The 22,261-nt window shown below is 73.8% G+C and carries 21 protein-coding genes; 15 read left to right on the top strand and 6 right to left on the bottom strand.

Going from position 1 to position 22,261, the window contains the following annotated elements; translation table 11 throughout:
• Window positions 1–42: 42 nt before the first annotated feature.
• A complete protein-coding gene (locus ACIQBJ_RS34895) occupies window positions 43–321 on the bottom strand; it encodes an HPr family phosphocarrier protein (protein ID WP_400718771.1) in 279 nt (92 codons plus the stop codon).
• A 155-nt stretch (window positions 322–476) separates the two neighbouring features.
• On the opposite strand from ACIQBJ_RS34895, the gene ACIQBJ_RS34890 reads away from it, so the two are divergent.
• The 5 genes from ACIQBJ_RS34890 (at window position 477) to ACIQBJ_RS34870 (ending at window position 6,716) form a co-directional block, all read left to right on the top strand.
• Window positions 477–3,251, top strand: coding sequence for a GNAT family N-acetyltransferase (locus tag ACIQBJ_RS34890; RefSeq protein ID WP_400718770.1), 2,775 nt, complete (start codon window positions 477–479; stop codon window positions 3,249–3,251).
• Window positions 3,252–3,365: 114 nt separating this feature from the next.
• Window positions 3,366–3,950, top strand: coding sequence for a DUF5998 family protein (locus ACIQBJ_RS34885; RefSeq protein ID WP_400718768.1), 585 nt, complete (start codon window positions 3,366–3,368; stop codon window positions 3,948–3,950).
• Window positions 3,951–3,958: 8 nt separating this feature from the next.
• Window positions 3,959–5,113, top strand: coding sequence for an alkaline phosphatase family protein (locus tag ACIQBJ_RS34880; protein ID WP_400718767.1), 1,155 nt, complete (start codon window positions 3,959–3,961; stop codon window positions 5,111–5,113).
• 44 nt (window positions 5,114–5,157) lie between these two features.
• Window positions 5,158–5,805: a thymidine kinase gene (locus ACIQBJ_RS34875; protein WP_400718766.1), complete on the top strand. Its 648-nt coding sequence runs from the start codon at window positions 5,158–5,160 to the stop codon at window positions 5,803–5,805.
• Window positions 5,806–5,885: 80 nt separating this feature from the next.
• Window positions 5,886–6,716, top strand: a complete 831-nt coding sequence (locus tag ACIQBJ_RS34870; RefSeq protein WP_400718764.1) for a sulfurtransferase — start codon at window positions 5,886–5,888, stop codon at window positions 6,714–6,716.
• 256 nt (window positions 6,717–6,972) lie between these two features.
• Here ACIQBJ_RS34870 and sepH read toward each other — a convergent pair whose 3' ends face one another.
• Window positions 6,973–8,067 (bottom strand): septation protein SepH, encoded by a 1,095-nt coding sequence (gene sepH, locus ACIQBJ_RS34865; RefSeq protein WP_400718763.1) that lies wholly within the window; start codon window positions 8,065–8,067, stop codon window positions 6,973–6,975.
• Between the two features lie 438 nt (window positions 8,068–8,505).
• Here sepH and ACIQBJ_RS34860 point away from each other — a divergent pair, with 438 nt between their 5' ends.
• Window positions 8,506–9,336, top strand: a complete 831-nt coding sequence (locus ACIQBJ_RS34860) for a hypothetical protein (protein ID WP_400718762.1) — start codon at window positions 8,506–8,508, stop codon at window positions 9,334–9,336.
• Window positions 9,337–9,343: 7 nt separating this feature from the next.
• Here the strand turns inward: ACIQBJ_RS34860 and ACIQBJ_RS34855 are convergent, their stop codons facing one another.
• On the bottom strand, window positions 9,344–10,645 hold the full coding sequence (locus ACIQBJ_RS34855) for a D-arabinono-1,4-lactone oxidase (RefSeq protein WP_400718761.1): 1,302 nt from the start codon (window positions 10,643–10,645) through the stop codon (window positions 9,344–9,346).
• 313 nt (window positions 10,646–10,958) lie between these two features.
• Entirely contained in the window at window positions 10,959–12,206 is a 1,248-nt protein-coding gene (locus ACIQBJ_RS34850; RefSeq protein ID WP_400718760.1) for an MFS transporter, read from the bottom strand.
• Window positions 12,207–12,367: 161 nt separating this feature from the next.
• On the opposite strand from ACIQBJ_RS34850, the gene ACIQBJ_RS34845 reads away from it, so the two are divergent.
• Together ACIQBJ_RS34845 and ACIQBJ_RS34840 are read left to right on the top strand one after the other, a co-directional pair.
• Window positions 12,368–13,510, top strand: coding sequence for a ferrochelatase (locus ACIQBJ_RS34845; protein WP_400718759.1), 1,143 nt, complete (start codon window positions 12,368–12,370; stop codon window positions 13,508–13,510).
• Window positions 13,511–13,581: 71 nt separating this feature from the next.
• Window positions 13,582–14,382, top strand: a complete 801-nt coding sequence (locus tag ACIQBJ_RS34840) for an inositol monophosphatase family protein (protein WP_400718758.1) — start codon at window positions 13,582–13,584, stop codon at window positions 14,380–14,382.
• A 111-nt stretch (window positions 14,383–14,493) separates the two neighbouring features.
• Here ACIQBJ_RS34840 and ACIQBJ_RS34835 read toward each other — a convergent pair whose 3' ends face one another.
• Window positions 14,494–14,679 carry a hypothetical protein gene (locus tag ACIQBJ_RS34835; RefSeq protein WP_400718757.1) on the bottom strand — a complete coding sequence of 62 codons (186 nt, stop codon included), beginning with the start codon at window positions 14,677–14,679 and terminating at the stop codon, window positions 14,494–14,496.
• A gap of 467 nt (window positions 14,680–15,146) precedes the next feature.
• On the opposite strand from ACIQBJ_RS34835, the gene ACIQBJ_RS34830 reads away from it, so the two are divergent.
• From ACIQBJ_RS34830 to ACIQBJ_RS34815, 4 genes are all read left to right on the top strand, one after another.
• Entirely contained in the window at window positions 15,147–15,800 is a 654-nt protein-coding gene (locus tag ACIQBJ_RS34830) for a response regulator transcription factor (RefSeq protein WP_099903185.1), read from the top strand.
• 43 nt (window positions 15,801–15,843) lie between these two features.
• A complete protein-coding gene (locus ACIQBJ_RS34825) occupies window positions 15,844–17,145 on the top strand; it encodes a sensor histidine kinase (RefSeq protein ID WP_400718756.1) in 1,302 nt (433 codons plus the stop codon).
• Between the two features lie 156 nt (window positions 17,146–17,301).
• The gene (locus tag ACIQBJ_RS34820) at window positions 17,302–18,279 is read left to right on the top strand and encodes an acyl-ACP desaturase (protein WP_400718755.1); all 978 of its coding nucleotides are present in this window, start codon (window positions 17,302–17,304) and stop codon (window positions 18,277–18,279) included.
• A gap of 549 nt (window positions 18,280–18,828) precedes the next feature.
• Window positions 18,829–19,128 carry a DUF4193 domain-containing protein gene (locus ACIQBJ_RS34815; protein ID WP_014138508.1) on the top strand — a complete coding sequence of 100 codons (300 nt, stop codon included), beginning with the start codon at window positions 18,829–18,831 and terminating at the stop codon, window positions 19,126–19,128.
• A gap of 261 nt (window positions 19,129–19,389) precedes the next feature.
• On the opposite strand, the gene ACIQBJ_RS34810 is transcribed toward ACIQBJ_RS34815, so the two are convergent.
• Complete coding sequence (locus ACIQBJ_RS34810; protein WP_400718754.1) at window positions 19,390–19,839, bottom strand: DUF3093 domain-containing protein; 450 nt, start codon at window positions 19,837–19,839, stop codon at window positions 19,390–19,392.
• 94 nt (window positions 19,840–19,933) lie between these two features.
• Here ACIQBJ_RS34810 and ACIQBJ_RS34805 point away from each other — a divergent pair, with 94 nt between their 5' ends.
• The 3 genes from ACIQBJ_RS34805 to ACIQBJ_RS34795 all read left to right on the top strand — a co-directional run bounded on the left by ACIQBJ_RS34805 (window position 19,934) and on the right by ACIQBJ_RS34795 (window position 21,940).
• Window positions 19,934–20,530 (top strand): PaaI family thioesterase, encoded by a 597-nt coding sequence (locus ACIQBJ_RS34805; protein WP_400718753.1) that lies wholly within the window; start codon window positions 19,934–19,936, stop codon window positions 20,528–20,530.
• Window positions 20,527–20,994 (top strand): dUTP diphosphatase, encoded by a 468-nt coding sequence (dut, locus tag ACIQBJ_RS34800; protein ID WP_400718752.1) that lies wholly within the window; start codon window positions 20,527–20,529, stop codon window positions 20,992–20,994. Before ACIQBJ_RS34805 ends, dut begins: the two co-directional genes overlap by 4 nt.
• Before the next feature lie 154 nt (window positions 20,995–21,148).
• On the top strand, window positions 21,149–21,940 hold the full coding sequence (locus tag ACIQBJ_RS34795; protein WP_400718750.1) for a DUF3710 domain-containing protein: 792 nt from the start codon (window positions 21,149–21,151) through the stop codon (window positions 21,938–21,940).
• Window positions 21,941–22,261 lie beyond the last annotated feature (321 nt).

Raw genomic sequence — 22,261 nt, 5'->3', positions numbered from 1 at the left:
GAGCGCCGTCGGGGGCCGGGCCCCCGGCGGCGCCCGGTCGCGTCAGGCCGCGGGGAGCTCGTCCAGGCCCTCCTGGACCAGCTTGGCGACCCGGTCCAGCGCGGCGTCCGCGCCCTCGGCGTCGGAGGCCAGCACCACGGCGTCGCCGCCGGCCGCGCCGAGCGCGAGCAGGCCCAGCATCGAGCCGGCGTTGACCGGGGTGCCGCCTTCCTTGGCGATGGTCATCGGGACGCCGGTGGAGGTGACGGCCTTGACGAAGACGGAGGCGGGACGGGCGTGCAGGCCCTCGGCCCAACCGATGGTGACGCGGCGCTCAGCCATGAGAGAGGTGCCTTTCCGGTGGTGCAGGTGGTGCAGGGTTGTCTAGACCAGTGTTGCACGCCGGCCCGGAGACGGCCCGGCGGCGCGGCACCGCCAGAGTGCCGTGCCCGGCACGCCCGGCGCCATCAGGCTCGCCGACGACTACCCTGACGACCGTGGAGCACGAGCACGCACCCGAGGACAACGGCTACCCGCAGCACTGGGAGGCGGACGTCCTGCTGCGCGACGGCGGGACGGCCCGGATCAGGCCGATCACGCCCGACGACGCCGACCGGCTGGTGGAGTTCTACGGACAGGTCTCCGACCAGTCCAAGTACTTCCGCTTCTTCGCCCCCTACCCGCAGCTGTCCGACAAGGACGTCCGCCGCTTCACCCACCATGACTACGTCAACCGGGTCGGCCTGGCCCTGGTCGTCCGGGACCGCTTCGTCGCGACCGTCCGCTACGACCGCACCGACAAGGACGGCATGCCGTCCACCACCGGCACCGACGCCGAGGTCGCCTTCCTGGTCCAGGACGCCCACCAGGGCCGGGGCATCGCCTCCGCGCTGCTGGAGCACATCGCGGCCGTCGCCCAGGAGCGCGGCATCCGCCGGTTCACCGCCGAGGTGCTGCCGGAGAACCGCAAGATGGTCAAGGTCTTCACCGACGCCGGCTACACCCAGCGGCGCAGCTTCGCCGACGGCGTGGTGCACCTGGAGTTCGACCTGGAGCCCACCGCCGCCTCGCTCGCCGTCATGCGGGCCCGCGAGCACCGGGCCGAAGCCCGGTCCGTGCAGCGGCTGCTGACACCCCGTTCGATCGCCGTGATCGGCGTCGGCCGCAACCCGCAGTCCGTCGGCCGGGCCCTGCTGCGGGACGCCCTGGCCGGCTTCGACGGCCCCGTGCACGCCGTCAACCGGGGCGCCGAACCCGGCACCGTGCTGGACGGCGTCCCGACCCACCGCTCCGTGCTGGACATCCCCGGACCGGTCGACCTCGCGGTGATCGCCGTTCCCGAACCCGCCGTCCCCGCCGTCGTCGCCGAGTGCGGCGCGCACGGCGTCCGGGGCCTGGTGGTGGTCACCGCCGGCTACGCCGAGACCGGCCCCGACGGCCGCGAGCAGCAGCGCGCCCTGGTCCGGCAGGCCCGGGCCGCCGGGATGCGGGTGATCGGCCCGAACGCCTTCGGCCTGATCAACACCGACCCCGAGCACCGGCTGAACGCCTCGCTCGCCCCCGTGCTGCCCGCCCGCGGCCGGTTCGGCGTGTTCTGCCAGTCCGGCGCGATCGGCGTCGCCCTGCTGGAGGCCGCCCACCGGCGCGGCCTCGGCCTCTCCACCTTCGCCTCGGTCGGCAACCGCGCCGACGTCTCCGGCAACGACCTGCTCCAGTACTGGGAGGAGGACCCGGCCACCGACGTGGTGCTGCTCTACTTCGAGTCCTTCGGCAACCCGCGCAAGTTCACCCGGATCGCCCGCCGGCTCGCCGCCGGCAAGCCCGTCGTGGTGCTCAAGGGCGCCCGGCACACCGGCAGCCTGCCGCCCGGCCACGCCGTCCAGCCCGCCGCCACCCGGCTCCGCGACAGCACCGTCGACGCGCTGTTCCAGCAGGCCGGCGTGATCCGGGTCGACACCATCACCGAACTCTTCGACACCGGCGAACTGCTGGCCGGCCAGCCGCTCCCGGCCGGCGGCCGGGTCGCCGTGGTCGGCAACTCCGACTCGCTCGGCCTGCTCACCTACGACACCTGCCTGAGCGCCGGACTGCACCCCCGCACCCCCGTCGACCTCACCACCGGCGCCAGCGGCGAGAACTTCCGGATCGCACTGCACACCGCCCTCGCCGACCCCCGGGTGGACGCCGTCATCGCCGTCGCCATCCCGCCGATCGGCGTGCACGGCCCCGCCGCCGCCCCCGAGCAGGTCGAGGACGACCCGGAGATCGCCCAGGCCCTGCTGGACGCCGCCGACCGCGGCCGGGAACTCGGCAAACCGCTGCTGCTCGCCCACCTCGCCCTGCCCGGCCTGGTCGCCCGGCTGCGGGCCGGCGGCGTCCCCGCCTACCCCGCCCCCGAACGCGCCGTGCACGCCCTCGCCGACGCCGTCCGCTACGCCGAGTGGCGCCGGCGCAACGCCGAGGCCGAGGAGACCGCCCGGGTCCCCGAACTGGAGGGCGTCGACGAGGCCGCCGCCCGGGCCCTGGTCGAGCGGGTGCTGGCCGGCCGGGAGGCCGCCGCCGCCCGGCTGCAGGCCGGCGGCGCCCGGGTCACCCTGCCGGACGCCGAGGCCGCCGAACTGCTCCGCCACTACGGCGTCCCGGTCAGCCCCACGCTCTCCGCGCCGGACGAGAACAGCGCCGTCCGGGCCGCCGCCACGCTCGGCTACCCCGTCGCGCTCAAGGCCACCGCCGAGCACCTGCGGCACCGCCCCGACCTCGGCAGCGTCCGGCTCGACCTGACCGGCGAGGCCGAGCTGCGCCGCGCCCACCGCGAACTGGACGCGCTGCTCGGCGGTGCCGCCGAGGCCCGCCTGGTGGTGCAGCGGCTCGCCCCGCGCGGCGTCGACACCGTGATCGGCGCGGCCGTCGACCCCGCCGTCGGCACCATCCTGTCCTTCGGCCTGGCCGGCGCCCCCGCCGAACTGCTCGGCGACGTCGCGCACCGCCTGGTGCCCGCCACCGACCGGGACGTGGCCGAACTGATCCGCGAGGTCCGGGCCGCCCCGCTGCTGTTCGGCTGGCGCGGCGCCGAGGCGGTGGACACCGGCGCGCTGGAGGAACTGCTGCTCCGGGTCTCCCGGCTGGTCGACGACCTCCCCGAGGTGGCCTCGGTCGACCTGGAGCCCGTCGTGGTCGCCCCGCACGGCCTCGCGGTGCTCGGCGCCCGGGTCCGGATCGCCCCGCTGCCGGTCCGCACCGATCTGGGGCCGCGCGTCATGAGCACCCTGTAATCTTGCGTGGTTGCCCGCCCGGCCGGGAGCGGGCGACCACCGGCCCGGCGGCGGACCGGAACGACCCGGCGCAGTGCCACCCGCCGGAGCGGCGGGACATGCCAGGATGGAGATATGGCGAAGACCGGAACCACCACGCAGGACCTGCGGTCCGCGATCGAGCGCAGCGGCTACTACCCGGCGCTGGTCTCCGAGGCGGTGGAGTCCGCGGTGGGCCCCGAGCCGATCAGCTCGTACCTGGTGCACCAGGAGACCACCTTCGACGCCAACGAGGTCCGCCGGCACGTCACCGTGCTGGTGCTCACCGCGTCCCGGTTCGTGGTCAGCCACACCGACGAGCAGAACGGCGACGCGGCCACCCCCGTCCCCTACGCCACCACCTCCACCGAGACGGTCCGGCTCGACCGGATCAACTCCGTGGTGGTCAGCCGGATGGTCGCCAACCCCGAGACGTACACCCCCGGCACCCCGCCGCGCGAGGTCGTCCTCACCATCGGCTGGGGCGCCGTCCAGCGCCTCGACCTGGAGCCGGCCGGCTGCTCCGACCCCAACTGCGAGGCGGACCACGGCTACACCGGCTCCGCCACCGCCGACGACCTCTCGCTGCGGGTCAGCGAGGCCGGCGACGGCCCCGAGACGGTCGCCCAGGCGCTGGTGTTCGCCCGGGCACTGTCCGAGGCCACCGTGGCCAACGGCTGAGCCGGGACATGCACGACGACGTCTACGAGCTGCTCGACCCGGCCGACGCCCCCGCCCCGCGCTACGGCAGCGCCGCGCTCAGCGACCTGCTGCCCACGCTGGCGGCCGGCCTCGGCGTTCCCGGGTTCCACGGCACGCTGCCGCTCGAACCCGCCGACCGGGTCTGCGTCTTCCTGGTCGACGGCCTCGGCTGGGAGCTGATCCGGGCCAACCCCGACTGGGCGCCGTTCCTCACCTCGCTGATGCCCGGCGGCACCCCGATCACCGCGGGCTTCCCGTCCACCACCGCCACCTCGCTGGCCTCGGTCGGCACCGGCCTGCCGCCCGGCCGGCACGGCCTGGCCGGGTACACCGTGGCGATCCCGGAGACCGGCCGGCTGATGAACCAGCTGCGCTGGAACCCGCCGGTCGACCCGCAGGCCTGGCAGCCCTACCCCACCGTCTTCGAGCAGGCCCACCTCGCGGGCATCGCCACCGCCCAGGTCTCCTCGCCGCTGTTCGCCTCCACCCCGCTGACCCGGGTCGCGCTCTCCGGCGGCACCTTCCTCGGCCGCACCACCGCCGAAGAGCGGATGGACCGGGCCGCCGCCTGGCTGGCCGAGCACGACCGGGCCCTGGTCTACACGTACCTGAGCGAACTCGACGCCGCCGGGCACCGGTTCGGCGTCGACTCCGACGAGTGGCGGCTCACCCTCTCGACGGTCGACCGGATGGCCCGCCGCCTCGCCGACCAGCTCCCGCCGCGCTCCGCTCTCTACGTCACCGCCGACCACGGCATGATCGACATCGCCCCGGAGAACCGGATCGACTTCGACGAGGACTGGGAGCTGTCGGCCGGTGTCGCCCTGCTCGGCGGCGAGGGCCGGGCCCGGCACGTCTACGCCCACCCCGGCGCGGCCGGCGACGTGTACGCCGTCTGGAGCGAGGTGCTCGGCGAGCAGATGTGGGTCGCCACCCGCGAACAGGCCGTCGCCGCAGGGTGGTTCGGCCCCGAGGTGGACGAGCGCGTGCTGCCCCGGATCGGCGACGTGGTCGCCGCCGCCCGCGACGACGTGGCGATCATCGCCACCCGCAGCGAGCCCGGCGAGTCCCAGATGATCGGCCTGCACGGCTCGATGACCCCCGTCGAACAGCTCGTCCCGCTGCTCGAAGTCCGCGGCTGAGCCCGGCCCGCCGACCCCCTCGCCCGAAAGGCTGACGCTCCACCATGGCTGAACTGGTGTTCTTCTCGGGCACGATGGACTGCGGCAAGTCGACGCTGGCCCTGCAGATGGACCACAACCACACCGCCCGCGGCCGCCAGGGCATCATCTTCACCCGCCACGACCGGGCCGGCGCCGCCACCATCTCCAGCCGCCTCGGCCTGCGCGCCGACGCGGTCGAGGTCGGCGAGGACTTCGAGTTCCAGGCGTACGTGGTCCAGCTGCTCTCGGCCGGCGGCCGGGTGGACTACCTGATCTGCGACGAGGCCCAGTTCTTCTCCGCCGGGCAGATCGACCAACTCGCCCGCATCGTCGACGAGTTGGGCATCGACGTGTTCACCTTCGGGATCACCACCGACTTCCGCACCAGGCTCTTCCCCGGATCCCAGCGTCTGATCGAACTCGCCGACCGGGTCGAGGTCCTCCAGGTCGAGGCCCTCTGCTGGTGCGGCGCCCGGGCCACCCACAACGCCCGCACCGTCGGCGGCGTCATGGTGGTCGAGGGCGCCCAGGTCGTGGTCGGCGACGTCGCCGTCAACGAGGACGAGATCGGCTACGAGGTGCTCTGCCGCCGCCACCACCGCCGCCGCCTCACCGCCGCCACCGCCCGCGCCGCCGTCCTCTCCCCGGACGTCCTCCCCTTCGAGGGCTGACGTCCCGCCGGGACGTTTCCCCCGGTGACGCGAACGCCGACCCCGCCCCACCGGCCGTGCCCGCACGCCACAATGGCGGCATGACCTCGCCCCTGATCGGCGTCGCCGAACTCGCCGCCGCCCTCGACTCCGACCGGCCCCCCGTCCTGCTCGACATCCGCTGGGCGCTCGGCGGCCCGCCCGGAGCCGAGGAGTACGCGGCCGGCCACCTGCCCGGCGCGCACTACGTCGACCTCGACCATGAACTCGCCGACCCGCCGGGCCCGGCCGGCCGCCACCCGCTGCCCGACCCCGACCGCCTCGGCGCCGCCCTCCGCCGGGCCGGCGTCACCGCGGACCGCCCCGTCGTCGCCTACGACGCCGGCCCCGCGCTCTCCGCCGCCCGCGCCTGGTGGCTGCTCCGCTGGGCCGGCCACCCCGACGTCCGGGTCCTCGACGGCGGCCTCGCCGCGTGGCGCGCCGCCGGGCACGCGCTCACCACCGACACCCCCGCCCCCGGCGCGGGCGACTTCAAGGTCGACCCCGGCCACCTGCCCACCGTGGACGCGGGCGGTGCGGCCGAACTCGCCCGCACCGGCCTGCTGCTGGACGCCCGGGCGGGGGAGCGCTACCGCGGCGAGACCGAGCCGATCGACCCCCGGGCCGGCCACATCCCCGGCGCGGCCTCCGCCCCCACCGCCGAGAACCTCACCGCCGACGGGCACTTCCTCCCCGTCCCCGCCCTGGCAGCCCGCTTCACCGCCCTCGGCGTCACCGACCCCGCCCGCACCGCCGTCTACTGCGGCTCCGGCGTCACCGCAGCCCACCAGCTCCTCGCCCTCGCCCTGGCCGGCCACGACGGCATCGCCCTCTACCCGGGCTCCTGGAGCGAGTGGTCCGCGAACCCGGCCAACCCGGTCGAGACCTCATGAGCAACTTCTAGGCACACACAGGGGAACACAACAGGGGCCCGGGGAACGGCGGGGCCGAGGGGCTGAGGGCCGGAGGAGAGTGGGGCGCCACGGGGCGTCGGCCAAGGACCTTCGGCCCGAAACGGGGTCGGCGCACAGCGGCCCGTCGGTCACCCGCCCCTCGGTCCCGCCGTTCCCCGGGCCCCTGGAGCTTCGCTCCCGCGGAGCCCAGGGGCCCGGGGAACGCGAAGCCCTGCGGGCCCCTGGGCGGCAGTGCTTATTCGGGCTTCTTGCGGCGCGACCCGAAGACGATCTCGTCCCAGCTCGGCACCGTCGCCCGCCGCCCCGGCCGGACGCCGTCCGCCTCGGCCTGGCGGTCGGTGGTGCCGACCAGTCGGTCCCGGTGCGGGGCCACCGAGCGCGGCATCAGGATGTCCGCGTACGCGGAGCCCGCGCCGATGCTGGCGGCGGGAGCCGCCGTCTCCTCGACGACGATCTCCTCGACCTCCTCGGCGACCGCGGTCTCGACGTTCGGGCCGATCGGGGTGAGGTCGCCGCGGTAGGACGGCACCACGTCCAACAGGCTGGTGAGGGAGTCGCGTTCGGGCGCGGCGGAGGCCGCGGCGACCGCCTCGCGGGCCTCCCGGACCTCGCGCACCTGCATGATGCGGTCGGGGGAGGGGCGCTCGATCATCGGGCGGGCCGGACGGTCGTGCGGGAGCCGGGCGATCCGCGGGATGAACGGGAAGACGGAGTCCTCCTCGCGCTCCACGTTCTCGCCGATCAGTGCCCGCGCCTCGTCGTCGTTCGGCTGCACCAGCCGCCGCGGCGGGTCGTAGGACCAGCTGGCCCGCCGCACCTCGCCGTCGGCGCGGTACCCGAGGATGACCTCCCAGGTGCCGTCGTCCCGGCGCCAGGAGTCCCACCGCTCGGTGTCCTTCTCGGCGCCGCGCAGCGCGAGCCGCTCGGCGACGGCCTCGCCCAACTGGGGGCCGGTGGACTCGCCGTGGCGGCGGATCGCGGTCTTGCGGGCGCGCTCCGCCATGAAGGCGCGCTCGGCGAGCACGGGGCCCTCGAAGCGGCGGACCCGGTCCACCGAGATGCCGGCGGCCTGGGCGACGTCCTCCGCGGACGCACCGGCTCGTATCCGCGCCTGGATGTCACGGGGGCGGAGGTGGCTCTCCACCTCGATCTCGATCTGGCCGAGCCGCGGCCGGTCACCCCGGACGGCGGCGCGCAGCCGCTCGTCGATCGGAAGGGTGTACTCCGTGCTGTCGGCAGCCTTGAGCACCAGCCGTGTGCCGTCGTTGCTGACGGCCACGACGCGCAGTTCGGGCACGGTTACCTCCCGGGTGGTGCCTGCCGACGTCACCTGCGTCGCTGCTCCCGTACTGAGTGTGGCCTGCCCGCTGGCGAGTGGCCACAACCTTGCAGAGTTACCCGGCGTGTCGGGCTTTCGCCCGGGCGCGCCGCTGTGGCACGGTTGCCTGTTTGCCACGTCGACGGTCGACATCGCACCCGGGCGCCCGGGCCGCTGTTCGACGGGTCGTCGACAGGGGGTACCGAAGGCTCAGGCTCCACGAACAGTACTCCATTCGTGGCATCCGGAGGGGCGGCTCGCCGCTCAAGTCTCCCGCGAATCAGCGGAATCTCAAGAGCGAGCACCCCATTGGCGGGCCTGTGATCAACGGACGGTGATCATCTTCACATATATCGACCGGCGAGAACCGGATTTTCGACCCTTGTGTCCTTCTTTGGGCAAGATGGAGCGACTTGTTCGAAATTCCGACACGCCGACCGAGGGACAGGGATGCCGCAGCAGAGGGAGAAGTTCGACCACGCACCGGCCGGTGCGGTGGAGAAGGAGGGCGGCAGGCGGCTCGATCTGACGGTCACCCAGGTCGCGGCGAGCGCGTTGGCGACGGTGGTCGGCGCCGTACTCGCGTCGGAACTCGGAGTGTACGGAACGATACTCGGCGCGGCCGTCGTCTCGGTGGGGGCGACGACCGGAAGCGCGCTCTTCCAGCACCTGTTCAAACGCACCGGGGAACAACTGCGCAACGCGGTGGAACGCGGCGCCGAATCGCGGACCGCGACACCGCCGGGAGCCGGCGCGGCGAACGGAATGCCCGCCGACAACTCGGCCGGCAACTCGGCCGCCATCTCCGCGGAGTGGAACGCGCCGCAGGTGCTGCGGGCGAAACGCCGCTGGACCTGGAAGTCCGTCACGGCGGTCTCGGCGCTGGTGTTCGCGGTGGCGATGGTCCCGATCGTGGGGGTGGAACTCGCGGCCGGAAAACCGCTGCACGACATCACCACCGGTCAGGACGGCGGCGGCGGAACCTCGTTCAACCCGTCCCGCCCGTCCGGCGGTGGCGCGGACCGGACGCCGAAGACCCCGGCCGAGCCGTCCCCCGGCAGCGGCTCCCGGACGGCCGACCCGGCCCCGTCCCCGTCCCCGTCGAGCCCGGCCTCGCGCGGACCGGTCGCGCCCAGCCGCTCGCCCGAGCCGTCCGGCTCCGCGCAGCCCTCGCCGAGCGCCGGTGGCACGCCCCCGGCCGCCACCGCGGCCCCGTCCGCCCCGGCGGCGACCCCGGCCGGGGCGGAAGCCCCGCCGACCGGGGGAGCGGCCGCGGGCTGACGGGCGGTCAGGCGCCGAGCACCCGGCGCAGGTAGTCGTTGGCGAACCGGCGCTCCGGGTCGACCTTGTCGCGCAGCGCGGTGAAGTCCGCGAAGCGCGGGTAGACCGAGGCCAGGTACTCGGCGTCCCGGGTGTGCAGCTTGCCCCAGTGCGGGCGGCCCTGATGGGCCGTCATCAGCCGCTCCACCTCGGTGAAGTAGCCCATCTCCCGGGTGCCCCGGTACAGGTGGACGGCGATGTACACGCTGTCCCGCCCGCTCGCGGTGGACAGCCACAGGTCGTCCGCCGGGGCGATCCGGACCTCCACCGGGAAGCTGATCCGCCAGTCCGATCGCTCGACCAGCGCCTTCAGTTCGCGCAGCACGGTGGTCGCCGCCTCGCGCGGCACCGCGTACTCCATCTCGACGAACCGCACCTTGCGCGGGCTGGTGTAGACCTTGTACGGCTGGTCGGTGAACCGGCGCTCCGACCAGGCCCGGCTGGCGAGGCCGGCGATCGTCGGGACGGCGGCCGGGAAGGCCCGGCCCACCCGGCAGGCGCCCTCCCAGACGGTGTTGGAGAGGAAGTCGTCGTCCAGCCAGGCCTTGAACCGCGGCAGCGGATCGGCCGGGCCCTGGCTGCGGTTGTTGCGCTTGGTCGAGCAGCGGTCGGTGTGCGGGAACCAGTAGAACTCGAAGTGCTCGTTCACGGCCGTCAGGTCGTCGAAGCCGCGCAGCACCTCCTCGAAGCCCATCGGCTTCTCGTGCGCGGACAGCAGGAACATCGGCTCCACCGCGAAGGTCAGCGCGCTCACCACGCCCAGCGCGCCCAGGCCCAGCCGGGCCCCCTGGAACAGTTCGGCGTCCTCGGTCGCCGAGCAGGTCCGCACCGAGCCGTCGGCGAGGACGATCTCGACCTCCCGGATCTGCGCCGCCAGCGAGCCGGAGTCCCGGCCGGTGCCGTGGGTGCCGGTGCTGGTCGCCCCCGCGACCGTCTGCACCTCGATGTCGCCCATGTTCGTCAGCGAGAGGCCGGCCGCCGCGAGCAGCCGGTTCAGCCGGTGCAGCGGGAGGCCCGACTCGACGGTGACCGTCCCGGCCCCGCGGTCGATCCCGCGCACGGCGGTCAGGTTGTCCGGACGCACCATCACCGCGTCCCCGGCCGCCGCGATCGCCGTGAACGAGTGGCCCGAACCGACCGCCTTCACCGGACGACCGGCCCGCCCGGCCGCGACCACCGCCGCCGCGAGTTCCTCGACCGACCCGGGCGCCACCACCTGCGCGGGCCGCGCGCTCTGGTTCCCCGCCCAGTTCCGCCAGACCTCGGTCATCTCCAGAGCCTCCCGCTCGCGCGTGTCCTACCTTCCGGTTCTACCGGTGGGTACGGGGAGCGTAGTCACAACCCACTCACAGGTCTACGGGTGCAGACCCGGGGAACTTTGCGGCAGGCGAAGCATTCAGGGGCCCGGGGAACGGCGGGGCCGAGTGGCTGATCGCCGGAACACAGGGGGGCGCAACGGGGCTTTCGCCGAGGACCTTCGGCCCGAAACGGGGTGGCACCTCGCGGCCCGTCGGTCACCCGCCTCTCGGCTCCGCCGTTCCCCGGGCCCCTGGAGCTTCGCTCCCAGCGGGCCCCTAAAAGTCCTACCGCGCGACCGGCTCCGCCGCCGCGGGAGTTTCCACCGCGGCGAGCTGCCGCCGGAGCCGGGGGAGGCCGGCGTACGCGGCGAGGCCGCCGGCGGCCGCGGCGGCCACCGGGACCCAGTAGCCGTGGACCGCGCCCGCGCCGTCGACCACCAGGCCGGCGGCCGAGGAGCCGAGGGCGACGCCGATGGCGAGGCCGGTGGTGGTCCAGGTCATGCCCTCGGTGAGCCGGGCCGCGGGGACCAGCCGCTCGACCAGGGCCATCGCGGTGATCAGGGTGGGGGAGATGGCCAGGCCGGAGAGGAACAGGGCGGCGCCGACGCCGATCAGCGCGGCGGTGCCGTGCAGCAGCTGCGCGGCCAGGATCAGCGGCACCATGCTGACCGCCATCGCGGTGACGCCGACCAGGAAGCGGCGGGCCATCGACCCGGCGAGCTTCAGGGTGCCGAAGACCGCGCCCGCCAGGCAGGAGCCCGCGGCGTACACGGCCAGCACGGGGCCGGACGCGCCGGTGTGGCCCTGGGCCTTGGCGAAGGCGACGGTGACCACCTCGACCGAGCCGAACACGCCGCCGGTGGCGACCAGGGTGAGCACCAGGGTCTGCAGGCCCCGGTTGGCGATCGCGGAGCCGCTGGTGTGCCGCGCCGCCGGGTGGACCGGCGGCTCGGTGCGGCGCTGCGCGGTGAACAGCAGGATGCCGACCACCAGGAAGGCCCCGGCGAGCAGCACGCCGGACTCGGGGAAGACCGTGGTGGCCAGCGCGACCGCGAGGATCGGGCCGACGATGAAGCACAGCTCGTCGGCGACGGCCTCGAAGGAGTACGCGGTGTGCAGCTTCGGAGGCTCGTCGCGGTACAGGTGGGCCCAGCGGGCGCGGACCATCGAGCCGGTGCTGGGCATCGCGCCCATGCCCGCGGCGAACAGGAACAGGGTCCAGTCCGGCGCGCCCGCGCGGGCGCCGAGCAGCAGCCCGGCGGCGGAGAGCACGGTGACCAGGGTGGCGGGGAGCGCGACCCGGCGCTGGCCGTGCCGGTCGACCAGCCGGGAGACCCACGGGCCGAGCACCGCCGCGGCGACCGCCAGGGTGGCGGAGAGCGCGCTGCCGAGCCAGAAGGTGCCCCGCATCTCGGAGAGCATCGTGACGATGCCGATCCCGGTCATCGAGATCGGCAGCCGGGCGATCAGCCCGGACGCGGAGAAGGCCAGTGAGCCGGGGGCGGCGAATATCTGGCGGTAACTGGACAGCACGGGGTGGCTCCGTCGGCTCGGATGGGGGGAAGACGCAACTATCGGTAATGCACAACTATCCCTCGGACAGCTTACGAACGGCGATCCGTGACCCGCACCCCGAAATCCCGCCCGCCCCGGCGGTGCGCCGACCGGGCCCCGGCGAGTGGCAGGATCGGAGCATGTCCGACACCAGCACCCCGAGCCCGACCGATCCGGCGCCGTACGACGCCCTGCTGCTGCTCTCCTTCGGCGGGCCGGAGGGCCCCGAGGACGTGGTCCCGTTCCTGGAGAACGTCACCAGGGGGCGGGGCATCCCGAAGGAGCGGCTGGCCGAGGTCGGCAAGCACTACTTCCTGTTCGGCGGCGTCAGCCCGATCAACGGCCAGAACCGCGACCTGCTGGCCGCGCTGCGCGCGGACTTCGCCGACCACGGCCTGGACCTGCCGGTGTACTGGGGCAACCGGAACTGGGCCCCGTACCTGGTGGACACCCTGCGGGAGATCTCCGACGCCGGGCACCGCCGGGTGCTGGTGCTGGCCACCAGCGCGTACGCCGGCTACTCGGGCTGCCGCCAGTACCGGGAGAACCTGGCCGACGCGCTCGCCGCGCTGGCCGCCGAGGGGCGGCCCGAACCGGTCGTCGACAAGCTGCGGCACTTCTACAACCACCCCGGCTTCGTCGAGCCGATGATCGACGCCACCCTCGCCGCCCTGGCCGAACTCCCGGACGGGGTACGGGAGAAGGCCCAGCTGGCGTTCACCACGCACTCGATCCCGACCGCGATGGCGGAGAGTTCCGGCGCCCCCGACGACCCGGCCCGCGGCACCCCCGGCGGCGCGTACGTCGCCCAGCACCTGGAGGTGGCCGGGCTGATCGCCGCCGCGGTCACCGAACGGACCGGCGTCACCGGACGGCCCTGGGAGCTGGTCTACCAGAGCCGCTCCGGCGCCCCGCACATCCCCTGGCTGGAACCCGACATCTGCGACCACCTGGCGGCCCGGCACGCGGACGGAGCCGCGGCCGTGGTGATGGTCCCGATCGGCTTCGTCTCCGACCACATGGAGGTCAAGTACGACCTCGACACCGAGGCGGTGGCCCGGGCCGCCGAGCTCGGCCTGCCGGTCGCCCGGGCCGCCACCGTCGGCGCCGACCCCCGATTCGCCGCCGCCGTAAGGGAGTTGGTGCTGGAGCGGGCCGCCGTCGAGCGGGGGGAGCCGGTCACCCGGTGCGCCCTGGGCGGGTTCGGCCCCGGCCACGACGTGTGCGCCACCGCCTGCTGCCCCAACCCGCGCGCCCCGCGCCCGGCCGCGGCCCAGCGCTGAGCCCCCGCACCGGCCCCGTACCGCCCCGCACCACCCCGCGCCCGACGCACCGCCCCGGAGGACCGAGACCCGTGACCGACCACCTGCTGCAGGACCTGCTCGCCCTCGCCGTCGAGGCCGCCACCCGGGCGGGTGAACTGCTGCGCGACGGACGCCCCGCGGACCTCGGGGTGGCCGCCACCAAGAGCAGCCCGGTGGACGTGGTGACCGAGATGGACCTGGCCTCCGAGAAGCTGGTGCTGGAACTGATCTCGACCCGCCGCCCGGACGACGGCTACCTCGGCGAGGAGGGCGCCGACCGCCCCGGCACCAGCGGGGTCCGCTGGGTGGTCGACCCGCTCGACGGCACCGTCAACTACCTGTACGGGCTGCCCTCCTGGGCCGTCAGCGTGGCCGCCGAACTGGACGGCGAGGCGGTCGTCGGCGTGGTCGCGGTGCCCGCCCGGGGCGAGCTGTTCCGGGCGGTCCGCGGCGGCGGCGCCTTCCTGGGCGACCGCCGGCTCGCGGTCCGCCCGGCCCCGGCCTGGGGGCAGGCGCTGGTCGCCACCGGCTTCGGCTACCTGCGCGAGCGCCGGGTGCACCAGGCCGAGGTGCTGCACGCCCTGATGGGCGAGGTCCGCGACATCCGGCGCGGCGGCGCGGCCGCCGTCGACCTGTGCGACCTGGCCGCCGGCCGCTTCGACGGCTACTTCGAGCGCGGCCTGGCCCCCTGGGACCGGGCCGCCGGCCTGCTGATCGCCGAGGAGGCCGGCGCGCTCACCGGCTCCCGCCCCGGCCTCCCCGCCGACGGCGAGCTGACGGTCGCCGCCCCGCCCGGCGTGTTCGAGCCGCTCCGGGCCCGGCTGGAGGAACTCGGCGCCTGGCACGACTGACCGGGCCCCGGCCGGTCCGCCCCGACCGTCCGGCCCCGGCGGACCGGCCCCGGACAGCGAGAAGCCCCGGCACGGGGACCGTGCCAGGGCTCGCCGGTGCAGGGGAAGGGATCAGGCGGCGGAGCGGTGGATGCCGATGGCCGGGTCCACGCCGTGTTCGGTGGCGAGGCGCTGGAGGTCCTCCAGCTCGGACTGCTCGACCTCGGCCAGGAACTCGTCCCCGGACTCGATCGCCCGGTTCAGATCCTGCTCGGCGTTCTTGATCCGCTGAAGGATTCCGGTGGTGAAGGCGTCCATACGGGCCCCCTTACTGTGTCGGACGGGCACGGCCCGAGCGGCCCCCCGGCCGGAATCGGGCAAACCCCGGCCGGGTGCCCGGACCGGACGGGACTGTCCGGTCCTGCACTCGTGCGGCGCTGGAGCCGCGACCCGGTGGCTTTCGATACCTGGCCGGTGCGGATGGGGCACTCGGCGGGTGGTGGCCACGATGCTCCGACAGGAGGGCACCGCGGTGTGTCAGCTGTCCTCCCCACCACCGGCCCCGGGAAACCTCGCGCCCCGGGAAAGTTGCCCGGGTCACAGTCCAATCGGCAGCCGCCGCCTCCGTTTTCGCCACCCGTGTCCCGGACTTACGACTGCTTTACCGCGCGACCAGGCAGGATGGAGACACCGTCGGATTCGTCTGCCCGAATCCGCGCCCGGCGCACCACGGCCCGCACGGGCAACCCACGGCCTGGGCCGCTCCAGCAGAAGGGACAACCACCGTGCGGGTACTCGTCGTCGAGGACGAGCAGCTGCTCGCCGAAGCCGTCGCCACCGGCCTGCGCCGGGAGGCCATGGCGGTCGACGTCGTCTACGACGGGGAGGCCGCGCTCCAGCGGATCGCGGTCAACGACTACGACGTGGTGGTGCTCGACCGGGACCTTCCGCTCGTCCACGGCGACGACGTCTGCCGCCGGATCGTCGAGCAGGGCCTGGCCACCCGGGTGATCATGCTGACCGCCTCGGGGGACATCAGCGACCGGGTCGAGGGCCTGGAGATCGGCGCCGACGACTACCTCCCCAAGCCGTTCGCCTTCAGCGAACTCGTCGCCCGGGTAAGGGCGCTGGGCCGCCGCGCCACCGTCCCGCTGCCCCCGGTGCTGGAACGCGCCGGGATCAGCCTGGACCCGGGCCGCCGCGAGGTGATCCGGGACGGCAAGCCCGTCCAGCTCGCTCCCAAGGAGTTCGCGGTGCTGGAGGTCCTGATGCGGGCCGGCGGCGCCGTGGTCTCCGCCGAGCAGCTCCTGGAGAAGGCCTGGGACGAGCACACCGACCCGTTCACCAACGTCGTCCGGGTCACCGTGATGACCCTGCGCCGCAAGCTCGGCGACCCGCCGGTGATCGTCACCGTCCCCGGCTCCGGCTACCGGGTGTGACCCCGGGTACCGAACCACCCACCGTCTGAGAGGACTTCCGGCCATGACCACCCCGCCACTCCCCGGCGGGGCCCCCGGCGCGCCCGCCCCGGGCCCGGCCCAGGTGCCCCCGCGGCCGACGCGCCCCCCGCGCCGCCCCGCCCGCGACCGCGCCGACGACACCTACCACCCCGGCGACGGCCTGCTCGCCTGGCTGTCGCTGCGCCCCACCATCCGGATCAGGCTCACCCTGCTGTACGGCGGGATGTTCCTGATGGCCGGCGTCGTCCTGCTGCTGCTGATGTACTACTTCGTCCGCTCCGCCTTCGACCAGCCCCAGCTGCCGCACCTGACCGTCGGCCGCGGCGTGGCGATCTCCGTCAACGGCCAGGAGATCAGCGACCAGGCCGCCCTGGACCGGGCGATCAGCAACCTCCAGGACGTCAACAGCAGCCAGGCCCTGTCCACCCTGCTGCGCCGCGCCCTGACCGCGCTGGTCTTCCTCGCGGTGATCGCCTTCGCGGTCGGCTACGCGGTGGCCGGCCGGGTGCTCCAGCCGCTGGGCCGGATCACCCGCACCGCCCGCGAGGTGGCCGGCAGCGACCTGCACCGCCGGATCGACCTGGACGGCCCCGACGACGAGCTCAAGGAGCTCGCCGACACCTTCGACGAGATGCTGGAGCGGCTGGACCGCGCCTTCGACTCCCAGCGCCGCTTCGTCGCCAACGCCTCGCACGAGCTGCGCACCCCGCTGGCGATCAACCGCACCCTGCTGGAGGTCCAGCTCGCCGACCCGGAGGCGTCGCCCGACCTGCAGCAGCTCGGCAAGACCCTGCTGGCCACCAACGAGCGCAGCGAGCAGCTGGTCGAGGGCCTGCTGCTGCTGGCCCGCAGCGAGAACGAGCTCACCGAGCGCCGCCCGGTGGACCTCGCCGAGGTGGCCCAGCGGGCCATGGAGCAGGCCCGCCCGGAGGCGGACAACCGCGAGGTCGAGCTGCGCGCCGAACTGGCGCCCGCGCCCGCGCACGGCAACGGCGTGCTGCTGGAGCGGATCGCGCTCAACCTGCTGCAGAACGGCGTCCGCTACAACAGCCCCGGCGGCTGGGTGGAGATCACCAGCTCCGCCGTCCGCGGCGGGGGCGGCGAGCTGGTGGTCAGCAACACCGGCCCGGTGGTCCCCGGCTACGAGCTGGAGCACATCTTCGAGCCGTTCCGCCGCCTGAAGAGCACCGACCGCACCCGCAGCGACAAGGGCGTCGGCCTGGGCCTCTCGATCGTCCGCTCGGTGGTGCGCGCCCACGGCGGCACCATCGAGGCCACCGCCCGCCCCGGCGGCGGCCTGCGGGTCCAGGTCCGCATCCCCTAGCCCGCCCGGCGCCTCCGCCCCGCCGCCCCCGCCCAGCCGTGTCAAAGCGACATAAGCGCTGGACAGGGGCGGCTTGTCATTTCCGGCCGGAACAACTTACGGTGTCGTAACCTACGCAGCCGTAGGTCAGCCCGCCCCCTCCGCAGGAGCAACGCCGTGACCATCGCCCCCGTGCAGCGCACCGCCACGACCGCCTGGACCGACGCCAGGCTGATCCTCGCGCTCGAAGAGGTCGTGGAGACCGAGCTCAACCGCCACCTCAAGGTGGCCAAGGAGTGGATGCCGCACGAGTTCGTGCCGTGGAGCCAGGGGCGGGACTTCGACGGCGTGCTGGGCGGCGAGGCGTGGTCGATCGAGCAGTCCAAGGTGACGCCGCTCGGCCGGATCTCCCTGGTGGTCAACCTGCTGACCGAGGACAACCTCCCCAGCTACCACCACGAGATCGCCAGCATGTTCGGCCGCGAGGGCGCCTGGGGCACCTGGGTGCACCGCTGGACCGCCGAGGAGGGCCGGCACGGAATAGCGATCCGCGACTACCTGCTGGCCACCCGCGCCGTCGACCCGGTCGAGCTGGAGCGGGCCCGGATGGCGCACATGTCGGAGGGCTTCGAGTCCGACAACGCGCACAGCATGCTGCAGTCCGTCGCCTACGTCGCCTTCCAGGAGCTGGCCACCCGGATCGCCCACCGCAACACCGGCCACCACTCCGGCGACCCGCTCTGCGACCAGCTGCTGGCCAAGATCGCCAACGACGAGAACCTGCACATGGTCTTCTACCGGAACCTGCTGAAGGCCGCCCTGGAACTCGCCCCCGACCAGGCCATGCGGGCCGTCGCCGACGTGGTGATCAACTTCCGGATGCCCGGCCACGGCATGCCCGGCTTCGAGCGCTCCGCGGTCCAGATCGCCATCGGCGGGATCTACAACCTGCGGATCCACCACGACGACGTCCTGCAGCCCGTGCTGCGCCACCTGAAGGTCATGGAGGTCACCGGCCTCGGCCCGGTCGGCCTGCAGGCCCAGGAGGAGCTGGGAGCCTTCCTGGCGGGCCTGGACACCCAGGCCACCCGCTTCGACGAGCGCCAGGCCGCCCTGCTGGCCCGCCGCGCCGCCGCGGCCGCCGCCCGGGGCTGACCCCGCCGCCACCGCCCACCGGGGCCGGTCCGGACCCACCCGGACCGGCCCCGGTGGACGTTCCGATCGGTATGCGGACAATCCGGCCCGACGAGGTCGGGCCGAAAGGCCCGTTTTCGCAGGAAAAGCCCGCCGGCGCGTCCAATGTGACGAACCTCACACTCGCCCGGCGGGGCCATCCGGGCGACCCGGAAGAGTGATCACCCGTTCGGGCGGGCCGATCGCGCTCGGTCACGGCCCCGTTGCGCGGACGAAGATCCGATCCCCCGTCAAGAAGCCCGCGCCGCCGCCCAATTGAGGGGTCGGACGTTCTCGAACCACCACGGACCGTGACGGCGGAGAGCCTCCGGCCTGCACGGGTTCACCCGCACGGGGGGTCTCGTTCGGGCGGTGTTCGAACGCCCTCGCGGGCTTCCGGATGAGTGTCGATTGAGTAACAGGGCTTGAAGTAAGGCACAATCTCGGCCTCGGGTCGGGCACAAGACCGGCCCCCCAGGCGTTACGTGCGCTGGAGATACCGCACACACCCAAAGGGGGAGAGCGAAAACAATGGCAACGGACTACGACACCCCACGCAAGACCGATGACGACCTCAACGAGGACAGCATCGAGGAACTGAAGGCCCGCCGGAACGAAAAGGCCTCCAGCTCCGTCGACGTTGACGAGTACGACGCGAACGAGGGTCTGGAGCTTCCGGGCGCCGACCTCTCCAACGAGGAACTCTCGGTGCGCGTCCTGCCCCGGCAGGCCGACGAGTTCACCTGCATGAGCTGCTTCCTGGTCCACCACCGGAGCCAGCTCTACAGCGAGAAGAACGGCCAGCCGATCTGCCGGGACTGCGGGGCCTGAAAACGGAGCGGCACCTGCCCGGGCGGGCGAGACCCCTCCGTCGGCCCGGAACGCCGCCCCGTCCGGTACTGAGCAGCAGTACCGGAGGCAGCAACAGCGACCGCCCCGAGCGGTCGCACCCGGCAGCGGGCGAGCCCCCGAGCACCCTCACGGGGCCCGCCGACAGACCGAAACCGGAAGGGACGGTCCCACCAGCAGGTGGGACCGTCCCTTCCGGCCTTCTCGGGGCCGTCGCGCGGGGAGACTCTCGACCCGCCGGGCTCAGCGCCCCCGGCCGCCGGCCGCGGCCTCCAGGGCGTCCGCCAGCCGCTGCGGGGACCGGGTCGACAGGTACAGGTACGGCGTCGGGTCGGCCGGATCGGTCACCGCCACCTTCAGCGCCGTCGGCACGTAGCTGCGCAGCAGCATGAACGCCCGCGGATCGGCCTTCACCGAACGCCAGGCCACCGCCTCCTTGGGGTTCAGCACCTCGGCCTCCCCCAGCGCGCTCACCGGGATCCGGGCCTGCCCGGCCACCAGCGACCCCTGCACCACCCGGATCCGCGCCGAGCCGTAGCTGCTCAGCGCCGCCGCCCCCGCGGCCACCCCCACCACCAGCCCGAGCAGCGCGGCGACCCCGCTGAACCGGAGCAGGATCAGCCCGAGCGAGAGCCCGAGCGCCACGGACAGCAGCCACCAGGACCGCGGGACGGTGAGACGTTCCTCGTACATGCCCCCATTGTGGGCACGCCCCACACCGCCCCGGCCCGCAGGGCCCCCTCGCCGCGCCTGTCCCGGAAAGCTACCGGCAGGTAGGGTCGGCGCCGTGAACGGACCCATCACCACCCCCACCACCCCCACCACCCCGCCCGCGGACGCCCGGCTGCCCGAGCGCTCCCCGCTGGCGCCCGCGCCCGGCACCGTCATCGGCTCCCACTACGATGAGTGCTTCGGCTGCGGTCCGCACCACCCCCAGGGCCTCCAGCTCACCGCCGTGGCCGGCGAACACCTCGACGTCACCGCGCAGTTCACCGTCAAGCCGGCCCACCAGGGCGGCCCCGGCCTGGCCCACGGCGGCGTCCTGGTCACCGCCATGGACGAGACCCTCGGCACGCTCAACTGGCTGCTCGGCGCCCCCGCCGTCACCGGCCGCCTGGAGACCGACTTCGTCCGCCCCGTCCCCGTCGACTCCGTGCTGCACATCCACGCACGGGTGACGGGCGTCCACGGCCGCAAGGTCTACAGCGCCGCCGAGGGCCGGATCGGCGGCCCCGACGGACCGGTCGCCATTCGGGCACAGGCACTCTTCATCCAGGTGAAGCTGGAACACTTCACCACGCACGGTCGTCCGGAGGACGTGCAGAAGATCCTGGACGACCCGGACCAGATCAAGCGTGCCCGAGCCTTCGAGGTGAACCCGTGACCGACCCCGTCCGCCCGCCCGTCGACATCCTGATCCGCCGCCTCGACCCGGAGATCCCGCTCCCCGCCTACGAGCACCCCGGGGACGCCGGAGCCGACCTGCGCACCACCGTCGACGCCGAACTCCAGCCGGGCGAACGGGTCCTGCTCCCCACCGGCATCTCGATCGCGCTACCGGACGGCTACGCGGCGTTCGTGCACCCGCGGTCCGGACTCGCCGTCCGCTGCGGAGTTGCACTGGTGAACGCCCCGGGGACGGTCGATGCCGGGTACCGTGGTGAGATCAAGGTGATCGTCGTGAACCTGGACCCCCGAGAGCCCGTCGTCTTCAAGCGGGGCGACCGGATCGCCCAGCTGGTCGTCCAGCAGGTCGAGAAGGCCCGCTTCCACGAAGTGGGCGAACTCCCGGGCTCGGTCCGCGCCGAAGGCGGGTTCGGCTCGACCGGCGGTCATGCCGCGGTCTAGCATGCGCCGCGGCCCCGGCTCCGGCCGGGCGGCACGACGAGCGGGTGGAAGCGGTGCGGTAGCAACGGTTTTCGGCCGGTCCGATGGGTAGCAGGTAGCACAGGTATTCGTGTTCGGTCTTGGATTCGGTCTTGGACCGGGAAGGACAGTGACCGTGTTCCGTCGTCGCAAGAGCGAGGACGCTGTCGAGCAGCTCGCCGAGGACGCCATCAGCGCCGACGAGACGGCCGATGACGTCGAGGGTTCCATCGAGAGCGAGAACGACACCGAACCCGACCCGGCCGAGCGGATCGGCCTGCCGCCGGCCCCGCGTCCGGACGGGCCGTGGGACATCTCCGAGCTGGAGAAGCCGGAAGAGGGCCGCGTCGACCTGGGCGGCCTCCTGGTCCCCGGCGTCGAGGGGATGGAGCTACGGGTCGAGGTCGCGGGTGACGCGATCGTCGCCGCCACCCTGGTCCTCGGCAACAGCGCCATCCAGCTGCAGGCCTTCGCCGCCCCCAAGTCCGAGGGCATCTGGGGCGAGGTCCGCGAGGAGATCGCCGGCGGCATCACCGGCCAGGGCGGCGCCGTCGAGGAGGAGGAGGGCACGCTCGGCTGGCACCTCCGCGCCCAGGTCCCGGTCCAGCTCCCGGACGGCACCCAGGGCGTCCAGCTGGTCCGCTTCGTCGGCTGCGACGGCCCCCGCTGGTTCCTCCGCGGCGTGATCTCCGGCCAGGCCGCGGTCCAGCCCGAGATGGCCGGCCTGCTCGAAGAGGTCTTCCGCCAGACCGTCGTGGTCCGCGGCGAGTCCCCGATGGCCCCCCGCGACCCCATCGTCCTCAAGCTCCCCGAGGACGCCCAGATGGTCGCCGACGGTGCCGCCACCTCGGCCGACGTCGAGTCCCCCTACGCCGGCGGCTCGATCGACCCGTTCTCCCGCGGCCCCGAGATCACCGAGGTCCACTGACCTCCCGGACGCCCCGCGTACGACAGCTCCGCCCCCGCCCCCGCGCCCGAACGGCGCGGGGGCGGATTTGCTTTGCGGGCGCCGGTCCCCGTACAGTTCCGGAGTCGCGCCGAGAGGGGCGAACGAAAGCGAGTTCGAGGAAACACCGGTGAAACGGTGGCGAAAACCTCTGATAAGCTGGGAACACGAAAGAACGAAGCGCCCGGAGGGTCCGCAGGAATGCGGCTCGAAGGAAGCGTCCGTTCCTTGAGAACTCAACAGCGTGCCAAAAGTCAACGCCAGATATGTTGACATCCCCGGCCAGCCGGTATCGGTTGGTTG

Source organism: Kitasatospora sp. NPDC088391 (genome assembly GCF_044753345.1).
In the GTDB taxonomy this organism is placed as follows: Bacteria; Actinomycetota; Actinomycetes; order Streptomycetales; family Streptomycetaceae; genus Kitasatospora.
This window is presented reverse-complemented; position numbering and strand designations above follow the sequence as displayed.